The organism is Streptomyces sp. NEAU-sy36 (assembly GCF_013423905.1).
GTDB classification, from domain to species: domain Bacteria; phylum Actinomycetota; class Actinomycetes; order Streptomycetales; family Streptomycetaceae; genus Streptomyces; species Streptomyces misionensis.
In genome coordinates, this window is record NZ_CP058977.1 from 6,377,104 (window position 1) to 6,396,320 (window position 19,217).

18 protein-coding genes are annotated in these 19,217 nt (G+C 71.9%); 3 read left to right on the plus strand and 15 right to left on the minus strand.

The features are described from left to right. Positions 1–345 precede the first annotated feature (345 nt). Together HZZ00_RS27755 and HZZ00_RS27760 are read right to left on the minus strand one after the other, a co-directional pair. Positions 346–990, minus strand: coding sequence for a response regulator transcription factor (locus tag HZZ00_RS27755; RefSeq protein WP_180329006.1), 645 nt, complete (start codon positions 988–990; stop codon positions 346–348). Further along, on the minus strand, positions 978–2,186 hold the full coding sequence (locus HZZ00_RS27760; protein WP_180329007.1) for a sensor histidine kinase: 1,209 nt from the start codon (positions 2,184–2,186) through the stop codon (positions 978–980). The genes HZZ00_RS27755 and HZZ00_RS27760 overlap by 13 nt, the downstream gene beginning before the upstream one ends. 280 nt (positions 2,187–2,466) lie before the next feature. Between HZZ00_RS27760 and HZZ00_RS27765 the strand changes: the two genes are divergently transcribed. Further along, positions 2,467–2,859: a hypothetical protein gene (locus HZZ00_RS27765; protein ID WP_180329008.1), complete on the plus strand. Its 393-nt coding sequence runs from the start codon at positions 2,467–2,469 to the stop codon at positions 2,857–2,859. Positions 2,860–3,148: 289 nt separating this feature from the next. Here the strand turns inward: HZZ00_RS27765 and HZZ00_RS27770 are convergent, their stop codons facing one another. From HZZ00_RS27770 to HZZ00_RS27785, 4 genes are read right to left on the minus strand one after another with little or no spacing between them, the layout of a single operon-like run. Beyond that, positions 3,149–4,423: an FAD-dependent oxidoreductase gene (locus HZZ00_RS27770; protein ID WP_306856127.1), complete on the minus strand. Its 1,275-nt coding sequence runs from the start codon at positions 4,421–4,423 to the stop codon at positions 3,149–3,151. 12 nt (positions 4,424–4,435) lie between these two features. After that, entirely contained in the window at positions 4,436–5,071 is a 636-nt protein-coding gene (locus HZZ00_RS27775; protein WP_180329009.1) for a maleylpyruvate isomerase family mycothiol-dependent enzyme, read from the minus strand. After that, positions 5,068–5,895 (minus strand): fumarylacetoacetate hydrolase family protein, encoded by an 828-nt coding sequence (locus HZZ00_RS27780; RefSeq protein WP_180329010.1) that lies wholly within the window; start codon positions 5,893–5,895, stop codon positions 5,068–5,070. The genes HZZ00_RS27775 and HZZ00_RS27780 overlap by 4 nt, the downstream gene beginning before the upstream one ends. Positions 5,896–5,897: 2 nt before the next feature. Beyond that, complete coding sequence (locus tag HZZ00_RS27785; protein ID WP_180329011.1) at positions 5,898–7,067, minus strand: cupin domain-containing protein; 1,170 nt, start codon at positions 7,065–7,067, stop codon at positions 5,898–5,900. Between the two features lie 71 nt (positions 7,068–7,138). Here HZZ00_RS27785 and HZZ00_RS27790 point away from each other — a divergent pair, with 71 nt between their 5' ends. Continuing rightward, the gene (locus HZZ00_RS27790; protein WP_180329012.1) at positions 7,139–7,915 is read left to right on the plus strand and encodes an IclR family transcriptional regulator; all 777 of its coding nucleotides are present in this window, start codon (positions 7,139–7,141) and stop codon (positions 7,913–7,915) included. 90 nt (positions 7,916–8,005) lie between these two features. On the opposite strand, the gene HZZ00_RS27795 is transcribed toward HZZ00_RS27790, so the two are convergent. Together HZZ00_RS27795 and HZZ00_RS27800 are read right to left on the minus strand one after the other, a co-directional pair. Next, entirely contained in the window at positions 8,006–9,226 is a 1,221-nt protein-coding gene (locus HZZ00_RS27795) for an acetyl-CoA carboxylase biotin carboxylase subunit family protein (RefSeq protein WP_180329013.1), read from the minus strand. A 65-nt stretch (positions 9,227–9,291) separates the two neighbouring features. After that, entirely contained in the window at positions 9,292–10,662 is a 1,371-nt protein-coding gene (locus HZZ00_RS27800; protein WP_306856129.1) for an MFS transporter, read from the minus strand. A gap of 58 nt (positions 10,663–10,720) precedes the next feature. On the opposite strand from HZZ00_RS27800, the gene HZZ00_RS27805 reads away from it, so the two are divergent. After that, complete coding sequence (locus HZZ00_RS27805; protein WP_180329015.1) at positions 10,721–11,620, plus strand: phytanoyl-CoA dioxygenase family protein; 900 nt, start codon at positions 10,721–10,723, stop codon at positions 11,618–11,620. A gap of 71 nt (positions 11,621–11,691) precedes the next feature. Here HZZ00_RS27805 and HZZ00_RS27810 read toward each other — a convergent pair whose 3' ends face one another. Genes HZZ00_RS27810 through HZZ00_RS27840 form a run of 7 tightly spaced genes read right to left on the minus strand, consistent with a single transcriptional unit; the run spans position 11,692 to position 19,046 of the window. Further along, a complete protein-coding gene (locus HZZ00_RS27810) occupies positions 11,692–12,810 on the minus strand; it encodes a hypothetical protein (RefSeq protein WP_180329016.1) in 1,119 nt (372 codons plus the stop codon). A gap of 49 nt (positions 12,811–12,859) precedes the next feature. Then, positions 12,860–14,035, minus strand: a complete 1,176-nt coding sequence (locus HZZ00_RS27815) for a GNAT family N-acetyltransferase (protein WP_180329017.1) — start codon at positions 14,033–14,035, stop codon at positions 12,860–12,862. A 50-nt stretch (positions 14,036–14,085) separates the two neighbouring features. Then, positions 14,086–14,637 (minus strand): hypothetical protein, encoded by a 552-nt coding sequence (locus HZZ00_RS27820; RefSeq protein ID WP_180329018.1) that lies wholly within the window; start codon positions 14,635–14,637, stop codon positions 14,086–14,088. Continuing rightward, the gene (locus HZZ00_RS27825; RefSeq protein WP_180329019.1) at positions 14,634–15,446 is read right to left on the minus strand and encodes an HAD family hydrolase; all 813 of its coding nucleotides are present in this window, start codon (positions 15,444–15,446) and stop codon (positions 14,634–14,636) included. The genes HZZ00_RS27820 and HZZ00_RS27825 overlap by 4 nt, the downstream gene beginning before the upstream one ends. Beyond that, positions 15,443–16,138 (minus strand): hypothetical protein, encoded by a 696-nt coding sequence (locus HZZ00_RS27830; RefSeq protein WP_180329020.1) that lies wholly within the window; start codon positions 16,136–16,138, stop codon positions 15,443–15,445. Before HZZ00_RS27830 ends, HZZ00_RS27825 begins: the two co-directional genes overlap by 4 nt. Before the next feature lie 23 nt (positions 16,139–16,161). Beyond that, positions 16,162–18,027 carry a radical SAM protein gene (locus HZZ00_RS27835; protein WP_180329021.1) on the minus strand — a complete coding sequence of 622 codons (1,866 nt, stop codon included), beginning with the start codon at positions 18,025–18,027 and terminating at the stop codon, positions 16,162–16,164. Between the two features lie 26 nt (positions 18,028–18,053). After that, positions 18,054–19,046: a thymidylate synthase gene (locus tag HZZ00_RS27840; protein WP_180329022.1), complete on the minus strand. Its 993-nt coding sequence runs from the start codon at positions 19,044–19,046 to the stop codon at positions 18,054–18,056. Positions 19,047–19,217 lie beyond the last annotated feature (171 nt).

The window sequence follows — 19,217 nt, forward strand, 5'->3', positions numbered from 1 at the left end:
TGTGATCATTACCCATCGGTAACCCAATGGCGGGAGGTCCGGCCCCCACCCTGGCCTTACCTCTGGTCCGGACGCCACAGGGTCCCGCGGTTCACGAGCGGCGGCCTGCATACGAGGTGACCCGGTGCGGGCGGTCGGTCCGCCCTTCCACCCTTGCGTACACCAGCATGCGCCTTTGCCCCGGCACGGCACAGGAGTTGACCGCGAGTCGGAACGGAGTGCCCGGCACCGCCGGCGAGGTATACGGCACGGCCGCCGGTTCGGAGGGCGGGCCGGCCGGGAGCGAGGGCCGTGGCGCGCACGGGTGCGCCGCCGGCGCCGGGCCGCGTGCGGCGCGGGAGGCCGTCAGCTCACGCCGAGGAAGCGGAGCACCGCGAGCACCCGCCGGTGGTCGGCGTCGGCCCTGGGCAGGTCGAGCTTGGCCAGGATGCTGTTGATGTGCTTGCCCACCGCGCTCTCGCTCACCACGAGCCGCTCCGCGATACCGGCGTTGGAGCGGCCCTGCGCCATGAGTTCGAGCACTTCCCGCTCACGGGCGGTGAGGCGGTCCAGCGGATCGCTGTGCCGCCTCACCAGCAGCTGGGAGACCACCTGGGGGTCGAGCGCCGTACCGCCGGCCGCGACCCGGCGCAGCGCCTCGACGAACTCGTCGACGTCCGCGACGCGTTGCTTGAGCAGATAGCCGACGCCGGAGATGTTCCCGGACAGCAGGTCGGCGGCGTACCGCTCCTCGACGTACTGGGACAGGAGCAGGATCGCCATGTCGGGCCGGCGCTGACGGATCAGCAGGGAGGCGCGGACGCCCTCGTCGGTGAAGCCCGGCGGCATGCGCACGTCGGAGAGGACGAGGTCGGGTTCGTGCTGTTCGACCGCGGTCAGCAGGCCCTCGGCGTCCGCGGCTTCGGCGACGACCTCGAAGCCCGCGATCTCCAGGACCTTGACCAGTCCGATCCGCAACAGAACGGAATCCTCGGCAATCACCGCGCGCAAGGAAGCTCCACACTCACCAACGTCGGCCCTCCGACAGGGCTGTTCACGGAGAGGGTACCGTCGATCGACGCGACGCGTTTGGCGAGTCCCGCGAGTCCCGAGCCGGCCGTGATGTCGGCGCCGCCCACGCCGTCGTCGGAGACACAGATCAGGATCGTGTCGCCGATGCGCTCCACCGAGACCTCCGCCTGCGCGGCGTGGGCGTGCTTGACCACGTTGGCCAGTGCCTCGGACACCACGAAGTACGCGACCGCCTCGACCGCCGGGGACTGCCGCTGCGGCAGATCGACCTTGACCCGCACGGGCAGCGGCGCCCGTTCCGCGATGCCCGACAGCGCCGCGTCCAGGCCCCGGTCGTCGAGTACGGCCGGATGCAGGCCGCGCACCAGGTTGTTGAGCTCCTCGATCGCCTCCTTGGCCTCGCGGTGTGCCTCGTCGATCACCTTCCGGGCGTGCTCCGGCAGATCCGGCAGGGTCGCCTTGGCGAGTCCGAGGTTGACCGCCATGGAGACCAGCCGCTGCTGGGCGCCGTCGTGCAGGTCCCGCTCGATGCGCCGGCGCTCGGCGTCGGCCGCGTCCACCACACCGGCCCGGCTCTCGCTGACCTCCGCGACCCGGCGGGCCAGCCGGTCGGCGCGGCTGGGGCCGAGACAGGCGCTCGCCGCCCGCGTGTCCAGCCGTACCAGGGCCTTGGACAGGGGTGCGGCCAGGTAGAGGCCCACCACGCCGAGGACGGTGAGGAGCACCTGCTGCCCGATCCCGCCGGTCAGCGGGAACCAGCTCTGCGGGCCGGCGCCCAGCCGCCACAGCAGGACGGTCACGGCGGCCGCGGATGCGGCCCACAGCGCGAGGGTGAGCAGGCCGGCCACGGCGATCAGCGGGGCGGCGATCAGGTGGTATCCGACCTGGCGCCAGGAGGACCAGGCCTGCAGCCAGCGCAGCACCCGTTCCTTGTAGGTGTCGCCGCCGGTCTTCGGGGGCGGCGGGATCTCCAGGTCCAGACAGGCGTGCAACCGGGCCCGCTGGACCGGGGTGAGCACGGGAGTGGCGGCCACCACCCCGACGGGGCCGCCCGCGAAGACGAGCAGCAGCAGCGTGGCCACCTGCACGACGGCGCCGAGCGCCAGGCAAGCGGTGGCCGGGCCGGCCCCCTTGAGGGGACGCAGCCAGGAGGGAGAGGCGGTGGAGACACGCATGCGGACACGGTAGGACCCCGGCCGATACCGGAGCCATGCCACAGGGTTCCGGGTTGGGGTGTAGCTGGCCTCACCCCCAAGACGGTGCGCCCTTGTACTGATCCGGACCCGGTCCCGCTGCCATGCTCGACCTTGTCAGACCGACCCGATGGCCGCACAAGGAGTGCCGACGATGACTGTCCTCGATCCCCGCTCCGGCGTGGGGGTACCGGGATGTGCCCCGCGCATCCGGTACTCGGCGGACGGCGGCGCTCCCCGGACCCCTTCGAGGAGCGCACCGGTGGAAGCCCCCGTATTCCACCAGCCCTTCGCCAGGCATCGCGCGCTGGGCTACGGCCTGGTCGCCTGCGGAGCGGCGCTCCTTCCGTGGCTGTGCCTGCTGGCGTCGGGCCTGCTGCCGACGAAGTTGTCCGCGGTCTGGGTCGGTCTGGACCTGTTGGAGGCCGGTGCGCTCATCGGCACCGGCCTGTTGACGGCACGCCGGGACCCCCGGGGCGTGCTGGCCGCCGCGGCCACCGCGCCGCTGCTGCTGACCGACGCCTGGTTCGACGTCATGACGGCACGTCACGGCGGCGAACTCGCACTGGCGCTGGGCACGGCCGTGACCGCGGAGCTGCCGCTGGCGCTCTGCTGCGCGCTCATGGCGGTCCGTGGCTTCCGGAAGCGGAGGTGATGCCCTTAGCCACCAGACCGGTTCTTTCTCGGAGCGCCCACCCCGGCCAACTGACCTGGATCCCCCGTCAGACATTGCACCGGCCGGGGTGGGCGCGTTGGAACGCCCACCCGCACAGCCCCCGCGGCGGCCCTCGCCGCCATGACGCCGACGGCCCACCGGCCGAGCGGCGTTCTCGCGTCGGAGCACCCGCTGCGCGCGGAGCGCCACCGTGCCGCGTCCCCCGGCGACGGCGTCGTACCGCCCCCGAAGACCGGCACGGCACCGGAGGCGAGGAGGCGGGCGCCGCTCACGCCGCGCCGTCCGCCACGGCCGCGAGCCGGTCCCCGGTGTCTGCCGTGGACAGCGGGATGGGGGTGAACATGGGCGGCTCCTCGTCGGGTGTGAGCGCCGTCGGGCCGTACAGCCAGTCCACGAACGAGTAGTCGTAGGTGTCGCGGGCGCGCAGCAGCACGTTGCGCTGTTCGCGGGCGACGCCGTCGAGGTGCCACAGCTCCCCCCAGGCGCGGGAGGTGGTCACCACCCGGCGGCAGTGTTCCGGGCGGACGGCCTCGTAGGCGGCGAGGGCCGCGTCCCAGTCGGGCTTGCCGTCCTCGGCGCGGTGGCGGGCGACGTGCTCGCCCAGCACCCAGCCGTCCTCGATGGCCATGATGGCGCCCTGCGCGATGTACTGGAGCGGCGGGTGCGCGGAGTCGCCGAGCAGCGCGATCCGCCCGTGCACCCAGTTCATGACCGGGTCGCGGTCGAACATCCGCCACCACTTGTCGCGCCACATGAACGGCAGGCCCTCCCGCACGAAGTCGCAGGTCCCGGCGAAGGCGGCGTCGAGTTCGTCGGGGGTGCCCCAGTCCTCCTGGCCGGCCAGCGCCTTGGGCGACTCGAAGACGGCGACCTGGTTGAGCAGTTCACCACCGCGCAGACCGTAGTGGACGAAGTGGCAGGAGGGGCCGATGTGCACCACGACCTCGCCGAGGTCGACGGACCGCACCCGCTCCAGCCCGGCGGGGACGGTGCCGCGGTAGGCGACGTACGCGGACGAGACGGGCTGGTCGTCGACGAGCAGCCCGCGGGCGACGGAGTGCAGGCCGTCGGCCGCGATCACGACGTCGGCCTCGTGGGTCCCGCCGGAGGCGACGGTCACGCGGGCGCCGCCTTCGGTGTTCTCGTACGAGGTCACCGTGGCGTCGGTGACCAGCTCCACGCCGGCGCGTTCGCAGGCCCGCAGCAGCAGGCCGTGCAGGTCGCTGCGGTGGATGACGAGGTACGGGTAGCCGTAGCGCTTCTCCAGGTCGCGCAGGTCGAGCCGGGTCAGCTCAATGCCGTCGACGGCGTCGCGCATCACCATGGAGTCCGGGACGACGCCGAGGCTCTTGGCCTCGTCCAGAAGGCCGTAGTCGTCGAGGATGCGGGTGCAGTTGGGGGCGAGCTGGATGCCGGCGCCGACCTCCCCGAACGCGGGGGCACGCTCCAGCAGGCGGACGCCGAGGCCCTGGCGGGTGAGGGAGTACGCGGCGCCGAGGCCGCCGATGCCGCCGCCGACGACGATCACTTCGGGATGGGACATGACGTGACTCCTCTACAGCCACGGGCCGAGCGGGGGCGCGTCGGCGAGCGAGTGGGGGCGGCCGGCCAGCCAGGCGGCGACCTCGGGCAGGGGGCCGTCGGGCAGCACGGTCAGGTCGCGTCTGGCACGGATCTCCGCGACCAGGGCGGTCAGGAACCCCTCGGGGAGGTCGGCGAAGGTGACGGTGCCGGTGCCGAGGTCGACGGCGTGGACGCACACCTCGCGGGCGCGCATCCAGGGCAGTTCGGTGGCCGGGACGGTACGGCCCTGGGCGGTGACGACCTCGTGCCGCCACTGCTCCTCGGTGAGCCGGTCCAGTCCGTCGGCGAGCTTCTGCGCGGAGCCGGTCAGCCAGGAGCGCAGTTCACCGGCCGGCATGGCCGTGCCCCTGGCGATGCCGGCGGCGCGCTCCTCGGGGGAGGCGTACATCGGGGTCCGCTCGCCGGTGGCGGCCCAGTGCACCAGGTTGCACAGCGCGTCCGCGTTGGCGGCCACGTGCGCCACGAGCTGCCCCCGGGTCCAGTCCGGCAGCAGGCTGGGGGCCGGGAACGCGGCCTCGTCGAGGCCGGCGACGGCGTCGAGCAGCAGCCGGGTGCCGGTGCGGGCCCAGGCGCGCGCGTCGGCGGGGGTGCGTGCGGTGTCCGTCACGGCGCGACCACGTTGTTGGTGCAGGCGCCCAGGCCGGCGATCTCGGTGACCACGGTCTGGCCGGGCAGCAGGAAGACCTTCGGATCGCGGGCGTTGCCGACGCCGGCCGGGGTGCCGGTGGCGATGATGTCGCCGGGGCGCAAGGTGATGACGGTGGAGATGTACCGCACCAGGAAGACCGGGTCGAACAGCAGCGTGCCGGTGTCGTCCTGCTGCCTGACCTGGCCGTCGACGACCGTGCTGACCTGGAGGGCGGGGCGGACGCCGCCGACCTCGTCGGGAGTGACGACGTAGGGGCCGACCGGGGTGGACGCCTCCCAGATCTTGCCCTGGGTCCACTCGATGGTGCGGAACTGCCAGTCGCGCATCGAGATGTCGTTCATGACGGTGAAGCCGGCGATGGCGTCGGCGGCCTGCCGCTCGTCGGCGCGGCGCACCCGCGTGCCGATGACGACGGCGAGTTCGACTTCCCAGTCGAGCGCGTCGGTCTCGGCGGGCTTGACGATGTCGTCGTTCGCGCCGAGCAGGGTGTCGGCGAACTTCGGGAAGAGGGTCGGGTGATTCGGCAGGTCCCGGCCCATCTCCTTGATGTGGTTGGTGTAGTTGTGGCCGACGCAGACGACCTTGGACGGGTTCGGGACCACCGGCGCGAAATCGGCGCCCCGGACCGGATAGGCGGTGCCGGAGGCGGCGGCGGCCTTCGCCCGCCAGTCGGTCTCGGCGAACAGCTCGCCCAGGTCGGTGTACCCGAGGTCGACGAGGACCTCTCCGTCGAGGCGGACCGCCCGGGTGCCGTCGGCGGTGCGGAGCGTGGCGAGCTTCATGGTCAGGCGTCCTTCGTGGTGCGGTCGGTGCGGTTGAGGCGGAGCGCCTCGAAGACGGGCGCGTCGGAGAAGCGGAACAGGTCGAGGGCGCCCTCGTCGGAGTCGGTCGCGCCGGCCTCGGAGCGGGCGGAGAACGGCTCCCAGGACGGGACGACGAACAGATCGCCGCGGCTGACGGTCCAGGACCGGTCGCCGACGGTCACCACGCCGCTGCCGTCGAAGACCTGGTAGACGGAGGATCCGGTCTCGCGCACAGGCGCGGTCTCGGCGCCGCGGGCGATGCGGTGGAACTCGGCCCGGAGGGTCGGCAGGACGTCGGAACCGTCGTGCGGGTTGGTGTAGCGCACCGCGGCGTGGCCGGGCTCGACGGTGCCGCCGAAGCCCTCCTTCTCCAGCAGGAGCTGGTCGCGCAGGGCGGCGTCGGTGTACTCCCACTTGTACGACAGCAGCGGGCTGCCCGGCGTGGCGGGGGCGGCCGCGAGCGGGCGCAGGCCCGGGTGGCCCCACAGGCGCTCGGAGCGCGACCGCTCGGGCGTGGTCCGCTCGGCCTCGGTGATCTCGTCGCGGCCGAACTCGAAGAACTGGGCCTCCGTGACGTACTGGAACGGGATGTCCAGGCCGTCGATCCAGGCCATCGGCTCGCTGGTGGCGTTGTGGTGGGCGTGCCAGTTCCAGCCGGCCTGCGGCAGGAAGTCGCCCCGGTTCATGGGCACGGGGTCGCCGCCGACGACGGTCCACACGCCGGACCCCTCGACGACGAACCGGAAGGCGTGCTGGGTGTGCCGGTGCTCGGGGGCGTCCTCGCCGGGCATGAGGTACTGGATGGCCGCCCACAGCGTCGGCGTGGCGAAGGGCCGCCCGCCGAGGGAGGGGTTGGCCAGCGCGATGGCCCGGCGCTCACCGCCGCGGCCGACGGGGACCAGGTCGCCGGCCTTCGCCGCCAGCTCCCGCAGCCGCTCCCAGCGCCACAGGTGCGGTACGGCACGCGAGCGCGGACGGGCCGGCATGAGGTCGCCGATCTCGGTCCACAGCGGGACGAGGAGTTCCTGCTCGAAGCCCCGGTACAGCTCTTCGAGCGCCGGGGTGACCTGGGGCTGCCCCTCCGCGGTGACGGCCTGGAGCCGGACCGGGGAGCCCGCGGCGATGTCTTGGGTGATGGAGGACTCAGTCACAGACCTCAGGGTGCGCCGCGTCCAGCACAAGGACATGTAGATTCTGGAGAGCAGAATCAGAGGTGAACATCATGGACAAGCCGCTGAAGAATCCGCCGCCCTATCCCATCGCCAGCGTGGACCACGCGCTGCGGGCGGCGACCATCCTCCAGATGGAGGGCGGCGCCACCGTGGCGCAGCTCGCCGAGCGCCTGGGCGTCGCCCGGTCGACGGCCCACCGCGTCCTGGCGATGCTGGTGTACCGGGATTTCGCCGTACAGGGCGAGGACCGCGTCTACCACGCGGGCCCGGTGCTGGAACTGGCCGCCCACTCCCAGTCCCTCGTGTCCCGGCTGCGCGCGGCGGCCCTGCCCCATCTGCACCGGGTCGTCGATCTCCTCGACGAGACGGCGAACCTGATCGTGCGCACCGGGGACACGGTCCGGTTCATCGCCAGCGTCGAGTGCCGGCAGGCCCTGCGGGTCGGCTCCCGGGAGGGCATGGTGTTCCCGGCGCACCGCACCACGGCGGGCCTGCTCCTGCTCGCCGACCTGACCGACGAGGAACTGGAGGAGGTCTACGCCCCCGAGCGCTACCGCGACCGGCCGGCCGAGCGCCCCGACCTCGCGCGGCTGCGGACGGAGCTGCGTCGCATGCGCCGCAACGGCTTCGCCGTCAACAGGGAGCGGTCCGAACGCGGTCTCGTCGCCGTCGGCGTCCCGGTACGCGACCGGGAGGACACCGCCCGCGCCGGCCTCTCCGTCTCGATGCCCAGCGTGCGCTACGACCCGCACCACCTCCAGCACCTGGTCAACGCGCTGGAGGCCGCGGCCCACGCGCTGGAGCAGGACCTGGCGGAGCAGGACTGAACGGCCCCGGGGCGACGCCCGGGGCCGGGTACGGGGAGTGCGCGCGCTCGCCCCGCACCGCGTGGAGGAGGCCGGGCCGGACGGCCGCCGTCACTCGAAGGTGAAGCTGAAGACCGAGCGGACCCGGTCGGCGATCTCGTGGAGGCCGGCGACGCTGTCGGCGGTGATCATGGCCTCTGCGAAGAAGTTCTCCCGGTCCATGGTCACCACGCGGAAGTTCTCGAACAGGTAGCCGTCCACCACCCCGGGGATGCGTTTCAGCTCCTCGACGGAGGTGGCCCGCGCCAGGGTGCCGACGCGGTCGGCCTCGAAGGGGAGCATGGCCAGCAGTTCGGTACCGCCCCGGGTCGCCCCGGCCAGGGCGCCGTCCAGGCGCTCGCCGAGCGCCATGCGCACCGACATGTCGATGGGGTCGACACCGCAGACCCGCTGCGTGGCCGCCCGGTACATACGGCCGCCGGGACGCGGGTTGATCTCGACCAGTTCACAGCTGCCGTCCGCGCGCGCCCGCCCCTCGACATGGAGCCAGCCGTTGCCCACGCCGAGGGAGGCGTACAGCGCGCCGACCCTCTCCGACAGCTCGCCCACGGCCCGGCGCACATGCGCGGAGGGCGGGGGTGAGACGAGCAGTCCCGCGTCGTGGTGCCGGAGGTTGTCGTGCTCCGTCTTCTCGACCTCGAAGAGCGGGTGGAACCGGCCGTCCAGCACCGGCCCGTCGACCGAGAACTCGACGCCGTCGATGTACTCCTCCACGATGACGTCCGTGTCCGCGCCCACGGAGTCGGTCAACTCCTTCAGGCGGGCGCGGAGTTCCTCGGCGTTCCCGGCGCGGCGGACGAGCCGCGAACCCCCCGAGTCCTGATCCGGCTTGACGATGACGGGGTACGAGGCGACCGCGTCGACGTCGAGGCCGGCCGCGGTTCCGGCGACGAACGGCAGCGCGGACAGGCCCCGTTGCGCCATGGCCGCCCGCACCCGGGCCTTGCTCAGCAGAACCTCCCGGCCGTCCTCCCCGCCCACCAGCCCGTAGTGCCGCGCCGTGCGCACCTGCCAGGAGATCAGCGACTCGACGAAGTTGACGACGGCGGTCGGCACCACGCCCGCCGCCTCCACCGCCGCCACCAGCTCCTCCAGGCTCGCCTTCTCCCAGTCGACGACGACATGGGCCGCGCAGTGGTCGCGGTTGACGTCCTCGGGCTCGTCGGAGACCAGGACCGGGCGGCGCCCCATGTCCGAGAGCATGCGCGAGACGAGGCGCACCCCGCCCTCGAAACGCTTGGAGTAGATCAGGACGTCTCGCTCAGCAGCCACGTCGTTCTCGCTTCCGTGTCCAGGGCGGTGGGATGAGGGGTGGTGCGGACCGGGCGCGCGGCCGGTCAGGAGGCGGAGGTCTGTTCGCCGACTTCGTCCGCCGCCCCCGGTGGCACGCCGAGCTCACGGGCCTGTTCGAGCGTGGTGGCGGAGCGCAGCGGCGAGAACGTCAGCCAGAAGGAGACGCACAGGTAGGAGATGCCGACGAGCCAGATGGCCCGGCCGGGCCCCAGGGCGTCCGCGAGGGCTCCGCCGGCGAAGGCACCGAGCGGCAGCGTCCCGAGGGCCACCAGCCGGTAGCTGGCCGTGACCGCGCCCAACTGGTTCTCGGGCGGGATGGTCTGTCGCAGGCTCACCGCGAAGACGTTGAAGAGCGCCACCCCGAAGCCGTTCACCACGAAGGCGAGGGCGAGGAGGGTCACCAGGGCGAGGGCGCCGAGGTCGAAGACGGACACGAAGGGGACGAGGAGCAGACCCACGGCGGCCAGGACCACTCCCCCGGTGAGCGCCCGGCCCACGGTGATCCGGGCGCCGATGCGCGCGGCCACCAGCGAGCCGACCAGCGCGCCGACGCTGCCGATGCCGATGGCCACGCCGACGGCGGTGCCGCTGAGGCCCAGCTCGCGGACGGCGAAGACCAGGAAGACGGTGAGGAAGCACTGCTCGTGCAGGTTGGACAGGCCCGCCTGCGTGCACAGGTCGCGCAGGGTGCGCAGGGACCAGGTGTAGCGCAGCCCCGAACCGATGGTGCGCAGCGCCGACTGCTGCGGCACGCCGGGGGCCTTGACGCCGCGGAGCAGCGATCCGCTGAGCGCGGCACCCACGAAGAGGGCGGCGGTGACGGCGAAGGTGGGCGAGAGCCCCGCCCTGCCCACCAGGAAGCCCGCGGCCGAGGGGCCGGCGAGCTGGCTGACGGAGTAGGTGGCCTGGTGCAGTCCGTTGGCCGAGGAGATGGAGTCCAGGGGGACGATCTTGGGGAGGGTGGACTGGTAGGCGACCTCGTAGAAGACGGTGGCCGTGCCGATGACCGCGGCGGCCACGACGACATGGGTGGCCGTCAGACCCTCGGTGGCCTGCGCGAGACCGAGGAAGCCGAGCGCGGCGCCCCGGACCACGCTGGTGATCACCAGCGTGCGGCGGGGCGGGTGGCGGTCGACGACCATCCCGGCGACCAGCGACAGCAGGACGACGGGGACGAACTGCACGGCGGAGATGAGGCCCACCTCGGTGCCGCTGGAATGCAGGGCGGTCACCGCGACCAGCGGTAACAGGAAGTTCGTCAGCTGGGCCCCGAAATGGGCGGCCGACTCCCCTGTCCATACGTTTCGGAAATCCCTGTTCTTCTTGAGGAGAACCCGGATTTCCTCGTCTAGGATCGCCATCTCATCCCTCGATCGCACCAATTGGGGAATGAACCTAGCACACGCCTCATCCATACGCTAGGGTGCGTCGCGGACCGATGGTTCGCCGGGTACCCAGAGAGACGAGGACACGGTGTCGGAATATTCGGTGTTGACAGAACAGGAATTAAGGCTGCTGCCGTCGGACGAGGATGTCCGGCGCTACGAGGAAACCGGCTGGTATCTTTCGCAGAAGCTGCTCAGCGATGCGGAGACCGAGACGCTGACCCAGGCCAGCGAACGCTTCTACGCTGGTCACGAGGACCGCAAGCTGCCGAGTCGACCGGACCGGCTGGCCGACTGGTCTCCCGCCGATGGCGAGATCCAGCGCAACAGCGACTACATTCATTACCGGGACGAAGCCATTGCCGAAATTCTCCGTAAACCCGTGATAGCCGCCGTGGCGGCGCGATTGGCGAGAACATCGGAGATACGCACGTTCCAGGCGACGCTCATTTACAAGCCGGCGGTCCCCGAAGAAACGTCGAACATCGTCTCGTGGCATTTCGACAAATACTTCTGGCCCACCTGCTCGTCCGACAACATGCTGACCGCGTTCATCCCTTTCCATGACTGCACGGAGGAGGCGGGCACCATCACGATGGTGCCGGGTAGCCACCGGTGGAAGCGGCGGCACGGAGCCGAGCGCCCGGTCGGCGATCCTGCCGACGTGGCCCGCGACTACCTGCTGGAAGGAGACGCGGAACGCAACGGCGCCGCCATCGAGCGGGTCCCCGTCCACATCCCGCGGGGCCACATGACCTTCCACCACTGCCTCCTGTACCACGGCAGCGGCCCCAACCGCAGTCCTCACCCCCGTCGCGCGATCTCGTTCCACCTCCAGGACGGTGCCAACACCTACCGCCACTACCGGAACTCCGACGGCCGCCAGCAGCCCTACAAGCACGACACGCTGGTGCGCCGGACCCCGTCGGGGGAGCCGGACTACGCCGACCCGGAGTTCTGCCCCACCCTCTGGCCCGCCCAGGGCTGAGGGTTCCCGCTCCGGGGCCCGGGGGGGTGCCGCGCCGGCCGGCCGGCACCCCTCGGCGAGTGCCGTACGGGTCAGAGCGGGGTGACCCGGCTCAGCTCCCACTCCTCCTCGTCCATCCCGCCGCCCGCCTCGGCCCGCACCGAGTCGGCCAGTGCCTGGTCGGCGACGGCGTCACGGGTCAGGCCGGCGCCCCTCACCAGCGGCAGCGGCAGCACCGCCGCCCAGACCGGGTGGAGCCGCGCCCCGCGCCTGACCTTGGCCTGCACGGCGGACAGGCCCAGATGGAGGGCGCTCAGCCCGTGCCGCTCCATATGGCGCAGCGGGCCGTAGTACACGGCGTTGAAGTACTCGTACGCGTCCCGGGTGCGGGTGTAGTCGAATCCGGCCACCCGGGCGTAGAGCATCTCCCGCCAGGTGAAGGCGACATGCCCCCCGACCAGGCCGCCTTCCTCGTCGACGACGCGGAAGACCGTGCTGAGACCGTCGAGGTGCTCGGCCTGGACCTTGAGGAACGTCAGGATCTCCGTCAGGTCCAGGGAGGCGTCGTACCGGTCCATGGTCTGGCCGATCAGCGGGGCCAGTTCGTCCACGCACTCCGACAGCGGCGCCGTCTCCAGTCGCAGCCCGGCCTGTTCGAACCTGCGCACCTCGTAGTCGCGTTTGCGGACGTTGCGCCCGAGCAGCCGCCGGTACGACTCGAAGGTGCCTCCCTCGTTGTGCACCACGGCCTCGGCGCTGCGCAGCTGGGCCCGGACCGGGAACAGACCGGCGAGCAGCCGCAGGCTGTCGGTGGTGAGGAAGTCGAAGAGGAGGGCGTCGCGGCCGAGGCGGGCGGCGTGCTCCGCCAGCCCCTCCACCAACTCGGCCAGCGCCTCCCGCCGTTCCGCGGCCGTCCCGGCGAGCAGGAACTCGTTGTGGTACCCGGTGCGCGTGCCGACGCGCAGGACCTCGCGGCCGGCGGCTACCGGCGGGAGCGGCGGGGCGTTCTCGGCGGGGAAGTCGTAGGACGGGGTGGCGGCGCGCAGTGCGCCGCCCGACGACACCACGGTGTAGGTGGCCGCGGCGAAGTCGGGGCGCTCCTGCCCGGCGAGCCAGCCGTGGCTCTGGTAGAAGCAGGAGGCGGGCACCAGGGAGTCCCAGGTGCCGCGCTCGATGTCGCCGATCGACGGCAGGTGCCTTGTCTCGGTCATGGCCGGGGCCTCCTTACGCACCGTCCGGTCCCCGGGGTGGTGCACGTGTTCACAGCTGCCAGTCCTCCGTGTCGAGCCCGCCGACCACGTGCCGCGCGTACGCGGCCCCGAACGCCTCGGTCTCCTCGCGGTTGCGCTCCCGCACGGCGTCGGGGTCGGCCCCGAGGGGCTGGTCCACGCCCACGAGCACCGTGTACAGCGGGACCGGCTGGGCCCCCCGGCTCAGCTTGGCCTCGAAGGTGCCGAGGCCCAGGTGGATGGCGCGGGTGGTGCGCCCCGTCCCCTGGGCGATCGGGTGGTAGAAGACCAGGTTGAAGTAGTCCGCCTTGTTGGCGTAGCCGTAGTCGAAGCCGGCCACGCGGGCGTAGAGCATGTCCTGGTGGCGGTAGCGCAGGGCGAAGCCGACGGGGCTGTCGCCCTCCTCGGCCAGCAGCAGCGTGCTGCGGTCGCCCAGGTACCGGCCCTGCCGGCCGTAGACCTCCGCGGCCCGGGCGACCCCGTAGTCGTGGCCGTGCTTGCGCATCAGCGCGCTGTTGAGCGGGGCGATGCGGTCGACCACCTCGGGCAGCGCGACCTCGCGCACGGTGCGCCCGCTCTCGCGGAAGGTCCGGACCTCGCGCCGGGCGCGCGGGCGCCGTTTCGCGGGGAGCCAGGCGTAGTAGTCGTCCAGGTCGTCCCAGAGTCCGATCGGGAGCACCGTCTCCACGTCGTGGAAGAGCAGGACGGCGCCCGCGTGCTCATGGGCGCGGGCGATGTCGAGCGCGTCCTCGCGCGGCAGGTAGTAGTAGGCGAGTACGGACGCCTCGGCCTGCTTGGCGAAGTTCAGGGCCTCGGTGGTCAGGGCCTCGACGGCCGCCGTCCGCTGCTCGGGCCCGGCGTCCGGGCGGTGGACGACCTGGCCACGGAACTCGGACCAGCCCGCCCCGATCGCCAGCGGCCGCGACGCGACGGCCGCGTGGCGCTCCTCGTCGACGAGCCCGGCCAGCAGGTCGGCGGGCGTGTACAGCGCGTGCGGGGGCCGGGTGAACGTGTACGCCTCAAGACCGGCCGCGACGGTGCCGTCGGCGTCGTGGGCCATGATGTGACGGGCCTGCGCCCCCTGCGGGAGTTCTTCCTCCCGTACGCCCTGGAAGCCCGCGGTCGAGTAGATGGTGGACCCGGACGCGAGAGAGTCCCAGTCGGCGCCGGGCAGCGCCCCGACTGTGTTGTAGGTGCGGACATCCATGGGTAACTCCCGACGTTGACAAGCGGATTGTTCCATCGGCCCGGACTGGATCACCGGGCGGTCCGGCCGACGAGGTCCCGCACGTCGCCGCCGCGGAACCGGATGAGACGCACGTCGGACCCCGACAGGCGTACGAACAGGGCGTGGTTGGCGCGCCGTTGTTCCGCGCGCACCTTGAGGGCGTACCAGAGGATCGAGCGGGGGCCGACCACGGTCCAGAAGGTCTCCCGGGTGCCGCCGTACAGCTTCTCCCGGCGTATCCAGCGGCGCAGGGTGCGGCGCAGCAGCCGGGGCCAGGCGATGTACAGCGGCGGGTCGAGCCAGATCACGCAGTCGGCGGTGTGGGCGTAGGCCGCGACGGCGGCGGGGAACTGGCCGTCGACCACCCAGCGCTCGGCCTCCAGCGCCTTTCCCACCTCCGCGAGGAACGTGTCCTCCGGCACCGGTGTCCAACCCGGGCCCCAGAAAAGGGTGTCCAGGCAGACCGGGGGCGCGTCGGGCTCCGTCAGCAGTCCGGCGAGGGTCGACTTCCCGCAGCCCGGCCCGCCGACTATCCATACCTTCCCCGCCGGCGGGCTGCCCGGAGGGTTCACTTCACTCACAGCAGGTTCCTCTCCACCCACTTGGCCACCCCGTCCTCGTCGTGGCCGGCCGTCAGTTCCGTCGCCGAAGACCGTACGACAGAAACGGCGTTGGCCACCGCCACCGCGGTGGCGGCCGAGCGCAGAAGGCTCAGGTCGTTGGGTGCGTCGCCGAAGGCGACGACGGTGCTCCAGTCGAGACCGCGGCGGTCGAGGAGCCACGAGACGGCGGACCGCTTGTCCGCGCCGGGCGCCGACACCTCGACGAGTCCGGCGTCCGACGAGGTCCAGCACAGACCGGCGGGGTCGAGGAGGGAGGGCGGGGGCGGGTCCGGGCAAAGGGCCATGAGACAGAGGACGTCCTCGTCGTCCGGCACCTCCTCGACACGGGGCGCACCGGCGCCGCCGCTGCTGAGGACGTCCGGCCAGTCGGGGCCGAGCAGCCGCCCGGAGGGGCGGTCCACCGCCCAGGGCGCCGGGCCGAGGAGCGCGAGCGCCTCGCGCACCCGGGCCGGTGCCATGGCGCGGACCCGCCGCGGCCGGGGGTCGTCCAGTTCGCCGGTGACGGCGCCGTTCGAGGAGACGAGCGACGCGCCCAGGCCGCGCAGCGGCAGCAGCACCTGCCGGGCGGACCAGGCGGGCCGGGCGGTGGCGAGGACCAGGTGCACGCCGGCCGCCACGGCGGCGCCGAGCGCCCTGCGGGTGCGTTCGCCGATCTTGCCGTCCGCGTTCAGCAGCGTGCCGTCCAGGTCCGAGACGACGACCGCCGGGCGGGCGCCCCCGCAAAGGTGGGGGCGCCCGCCGGTCCGTGCGGTGTCCGTGGAGGTCACGGGGTCGATTCGGGGACGGTGGGCAGCGGCATGCGGTGCACGATGGCGGCGGCGTACCGGTGGTAGTGCCACTCCTCGTAGCCGAGGTGGCTCTCGCCGCGGATGCCGAGGTCGGCGTTCTCGAAGAGCTGCCAGCCGGGGCGGTCGACGATGCGGTCCATCTCCTCCCGGGGCGGGTAGTAACCGCACGTGCGCTCCTCGTCGTTGAGCCCGATCAGGTACTCGCCGAAGAAGATGCCGCGCGGTGCGACCATGTCCATCGCGTGATGGATGAGCGCTTCCAGGGTGTGGGCCCGGTTGGGGGGCATCGACCACAGGCCGCTGCCCAGCACCAGCTGGAACTCGCCCGAGGCCGGGAGGGTCATGTAGTCCTGCTCCACGATGGTGCAGTTCTCGGCGAGGCCCTCGGACGCCAGCCGCTCCCGGAGGCCGACGACCTCGTGGTGGCCGTCGACGAGGTCGAACTCGCCCCCGTCCAGGAAGAGCGCGTCGGTCTCCACGGCGACGACCTTCCAGCCGGCGCGGAGCAGGGGAAGGGCGAACTTTCCGTCCGAGGCGCCGAGCACGCAGGCGGTCGGGCGCACCCGGCGGACGTACTCGCCCATCGGGATGTAGCGGGCGAGGGCGGGGAAGTACGAGTAGTACGGACCCCAGTAGCTCTTCTCGTCGACGTCCAGCACGTGGTCGTTCACGGCATTCCTTCCGCTGGTGGGCGTCATGCGCCTATGGGGGCCGCCGACTCGGCGGCGCTGTTGCGGGTGCTGCCCCATCGCTTGGCCGAGGCCTCGTGGATGAACCAGATGTCGTCCTCGTCCAGGAGCCGGGAGACCACCTCGGGGTACGCCTCCTCGAAGTACGTGTAGGGCGGCCGGTTGTCCTTGCGCGAGTGGTAGTCGAGCCGGTCCTGCCCGTGTGCCGCGGTGATCGCGGTACCGGGGTGGTAGGTGAGGATGTTCGGGCTGGCCATGACGAGCAGTCCGTCGTCGATGAGGCGGCCGATCTCCTCGATCGTCTCCTCGATGGTCTGCCGGTTCTCGCCGTCGAGTCCGAACAGGACGGAGCTGCCCACACGGATCCCGTGGTCCCTGATGGTGGTCAGGGCTTCCCGCACCTTGCTCACCCAGGCTTCGGGGTTGCGGCGCAGCAGGTTCTTGCCGACGTTGCGCATGACCTGCTGGGCCATGCTCTCGATGCCGATGTAGACGTAGGTGCAGCCGTTCTCCCTCATGAGGTCGAGGGCCTCGTGCACCTCCTTCGCCTTGGCTCGGTTGAGGACGACGTCCACGGTGAGCTGCGCGCCCCACTCGAACGACCGGACCTCCGGCCGGCGGGCCCGCAGGCGCGCCAGTTCGTGGCAGAAGTCGGTGATCGCCTTCCAGTTGCCGCCCCAGAAGACGGGGTCGTCGAAGAAGGCCGCCTCCGTTCCCCAGTCGACCAGTTGCTCGATCCGCCGGGCGACGTGCTCGGTCTCGGACACCGCGAACCGCGTGGGCCGCTGCGACACCTGGATGCTCTCGGAGCAGAAGGTGCACTTGAAGGGGCAGGCGTCCAGCGTCATCACGTGGGCGGTGCGGCTGCCCAGAGGGGAGCTGCCGGCGCGGGTGAAGATCCCGAACCGGGCCCGCACGGAGAACGCCTCGTAGGGCGAGGGGAGTTGGGCCGCGCCGAGACGCTCCCCCTGCACGGGGACGAGCACGGCTTCCTCCGCGGTGAGGCCGACGATGCTGCCGAGCCCCTTGGTCCCCCCGTCATGGGTGGCGACGAGGTCGAGCGCGTCGAGGACCTCCTCGACGGCGGTGGGGCCGAACCCGGGGGTGGCCACCAGCCCGACCGCACGTAATAACAGGTCGAGGAGGGGAGATCCGTCCCCCGCCACCACGAAGTCGACCACGGGCCGGGCGCGGCCGTCGCGGATGACCTCGACCGTGCTGCTCCAGGACAGGTCGGCCGTGCGGTCGGCATGCCGGTAGCGGACGGTCTCGTCGGCGTGTCTGCCGCCGAGGATCACCAGGCAGCCCGGTGCGTGCTCCTTGGCCAGTTCGGCCATCTCCAGCGCGTAGCGGTGGCCGGCCGAGACGGAGCTGAGCAGCAGCACCTTGGGCCGCAGGGCCCGCAGTTCGGTGATGAACGCCTCGCGGGCCACATCGTCCCAGATGCGCGGGTCGAAGACATGGCCGTCGGTGGTGCGGCTGTCCGCCACGAGCACGGAACGCGGTCCGTCCTCGGCGCGGCGGTAGGCGTCGTCCGGGTAGCGGCCCCAGTCGGCGGCGACGTCGTCCAGCGACGGCTGCGCGGCGAGACCTCGCACCAGGCGGGCGACGGACCGTTCGATGGTGAGGGAGAGGGCCGAGTAGAGGCACATGGGGTCGCCGGGGTAGGCGACCTCCCCGCCACGGCTGGTGGCGACGGGGGCCAGGGCGGCCATGATCGGAAACAGGTAGGGGTCCCGGCCCGGGCGGGCGGCGGTGGCTCCGGCCCGCTCGAAGAGGTCGCGCCGGCGGGAGAGGCGGTCGGCCAGCTCCTGCCGGGCGGCGGGGTCGGGACATCGCGGTTCCAGGGGTGGACGAACCGTCAGTATCACGTGAGGTCCCTGCGCTTCGGAGGGGATCAGATGGCCGAGATCAGCTCGGCGACGGCGGGCTCGGCGGCCCGGCTGGTCACCAGGGAGGTGGTGTCGCCGAGCTTGCGGTAGGCGTGGGTGGCCAGACAGGCGCGGGCCACGTCCGCGAAGTCGGTGACGGCCGGGGTCGCGGCGATCTTGTCGACCGTGGCGGTGTCCTGCGCCTGGGCGGCCTCGCGGAGCCGGGATTCGAGGTCGACGAGTTCCCGCGCCGCCTCGCGGGCGCCCTCCGGGGTGGTGGGGAAGGCCGGCAGGGCGGCCGGGAGCGCCGGGTCGTCCACGATCTTCTGGGCGAGCGCGGTCTCGTTCTCGTAGAAGTGGAACGTTCCTGCCTGGTGGATGTACCGGCCGGCGGGCACGCCGAGCAGTCCGGCGGCGTACTGCTGCATGCCCATGAAGAGGAAGGCGTCGTAGGGCAGGACGGTCAGCGCCTGCTGGGCGCGCATCACGGTGAGCCAGACGAGGGCCCCGTCCCGCAGGAAGAGGTGCACGCCGACGGCGCAGGGGTACTCCCGCGACTGGCGGAAGTTGTCCTGCGGCTCCAGGACCAGGGCGAAGGCCCGGCGGTGGGCCGGGTCGCGCTCGATGCGGCCGACGACCTCCTCCAGCTGGTTCCCGTTGGCCGTGATCAGCCGGTGGCCGAAGGCGCCGCTGAGGGTGTGCTGGTCGTCCGAGTACTCGTGGGCGCCCCGGCGGTAGTACGCGGGGGTCTCCACGTCGTTGCGGCCGTCGAGTGACCAGGCGAGGAGGCCGAAACAGTACGAGAGGTTCACCGGCAGGTGCGGGGTGACCGCGAGACAGGACGTGGGGTTCTCGATCGTGCTGCGGTGGGCGATGAGTTCGCGGTAGGGGCGGTCGTTGCGGCCGAAGTCGGATGCCTTGGAGAGCGGGTCGCGGACCGAGGGGATGTCGCTTCCCTCGTCGAGGACCATCTGGAGACCGGACGTATAGGCATCAGCAAAAGAACGGAAAACATCCATGCCGCGTTCCCCTTAATTTTGAGAGTTGCCCGAGGGATGGGATGGGCGAAAAGTTCACTTCGCGTCAACTCGGACAAACCATCGTGGCTTGTTGGCCAGCTGCCCAAGTGATCCCACACCAGCCACCCAGCCATTGTCAACCAGCGTTTGAAATACGCGAGTTACAGTCGC

Coding starts and splice junctions, on each gene's coding strand:
- HZZ00_RS27760 (WP_180329007.1), bottom strand. CDS start 2,186: ATGCGTGTCTCCACCGCCTCTCCCTCCTGGCTGCGTCCCCTCAAGGGG.
- HZZ00_RS27770 (WP_306856127.1), bottom strand. CDS start 4,423: ATGTCCCATCCCGAAGTGATCGTCGTCGGCGGCGGCATCGGCGGCCTC.
- HZZ00_RS27780 (WP_180329010.1), bottom strand. CDS start 5,895: ATGAAGCTCGCCACGCTCCGCACCGCCGACGGCACCCGGGCGGTCCGC.
- HZZ00_RS27790 (WP_180329012.1), top strand. CDS start 7,139: ATGGACAAGCCGCTGAAGAATCCGCCGCCCTATCCCATCGCCAGCGTG.
- HZZ00_RS27800 (WP_306856129.1), bottom strand. CDS start 10,662: ATGGATGAGGCGTGTGCTAGGTTCATTCCCCAATTGGTGCGATCGAGG.
- HZZ00_RS27810 (WP_180329016.1), bottom strand. CDS start 12,810: ATGACCGAGACAAGGCACCTGCCGTCGATCGGCGACATCGAGCGCGGC.
- HZZ00_RS27815 (WP_180329017.1), bottom strand. CDS start 14,035: ATGGATGTCCGCACCTACAACACAGTCGGGGCGCTGCCCGGCGCCGAC.
- HZZ00_RS27840 (WP_180329022.1), bottom strand. CDS start 19,046: ATGGATGTTTTCCGTTCTTTTGCTGATGCCTATACGTCCGGTCTCCAG.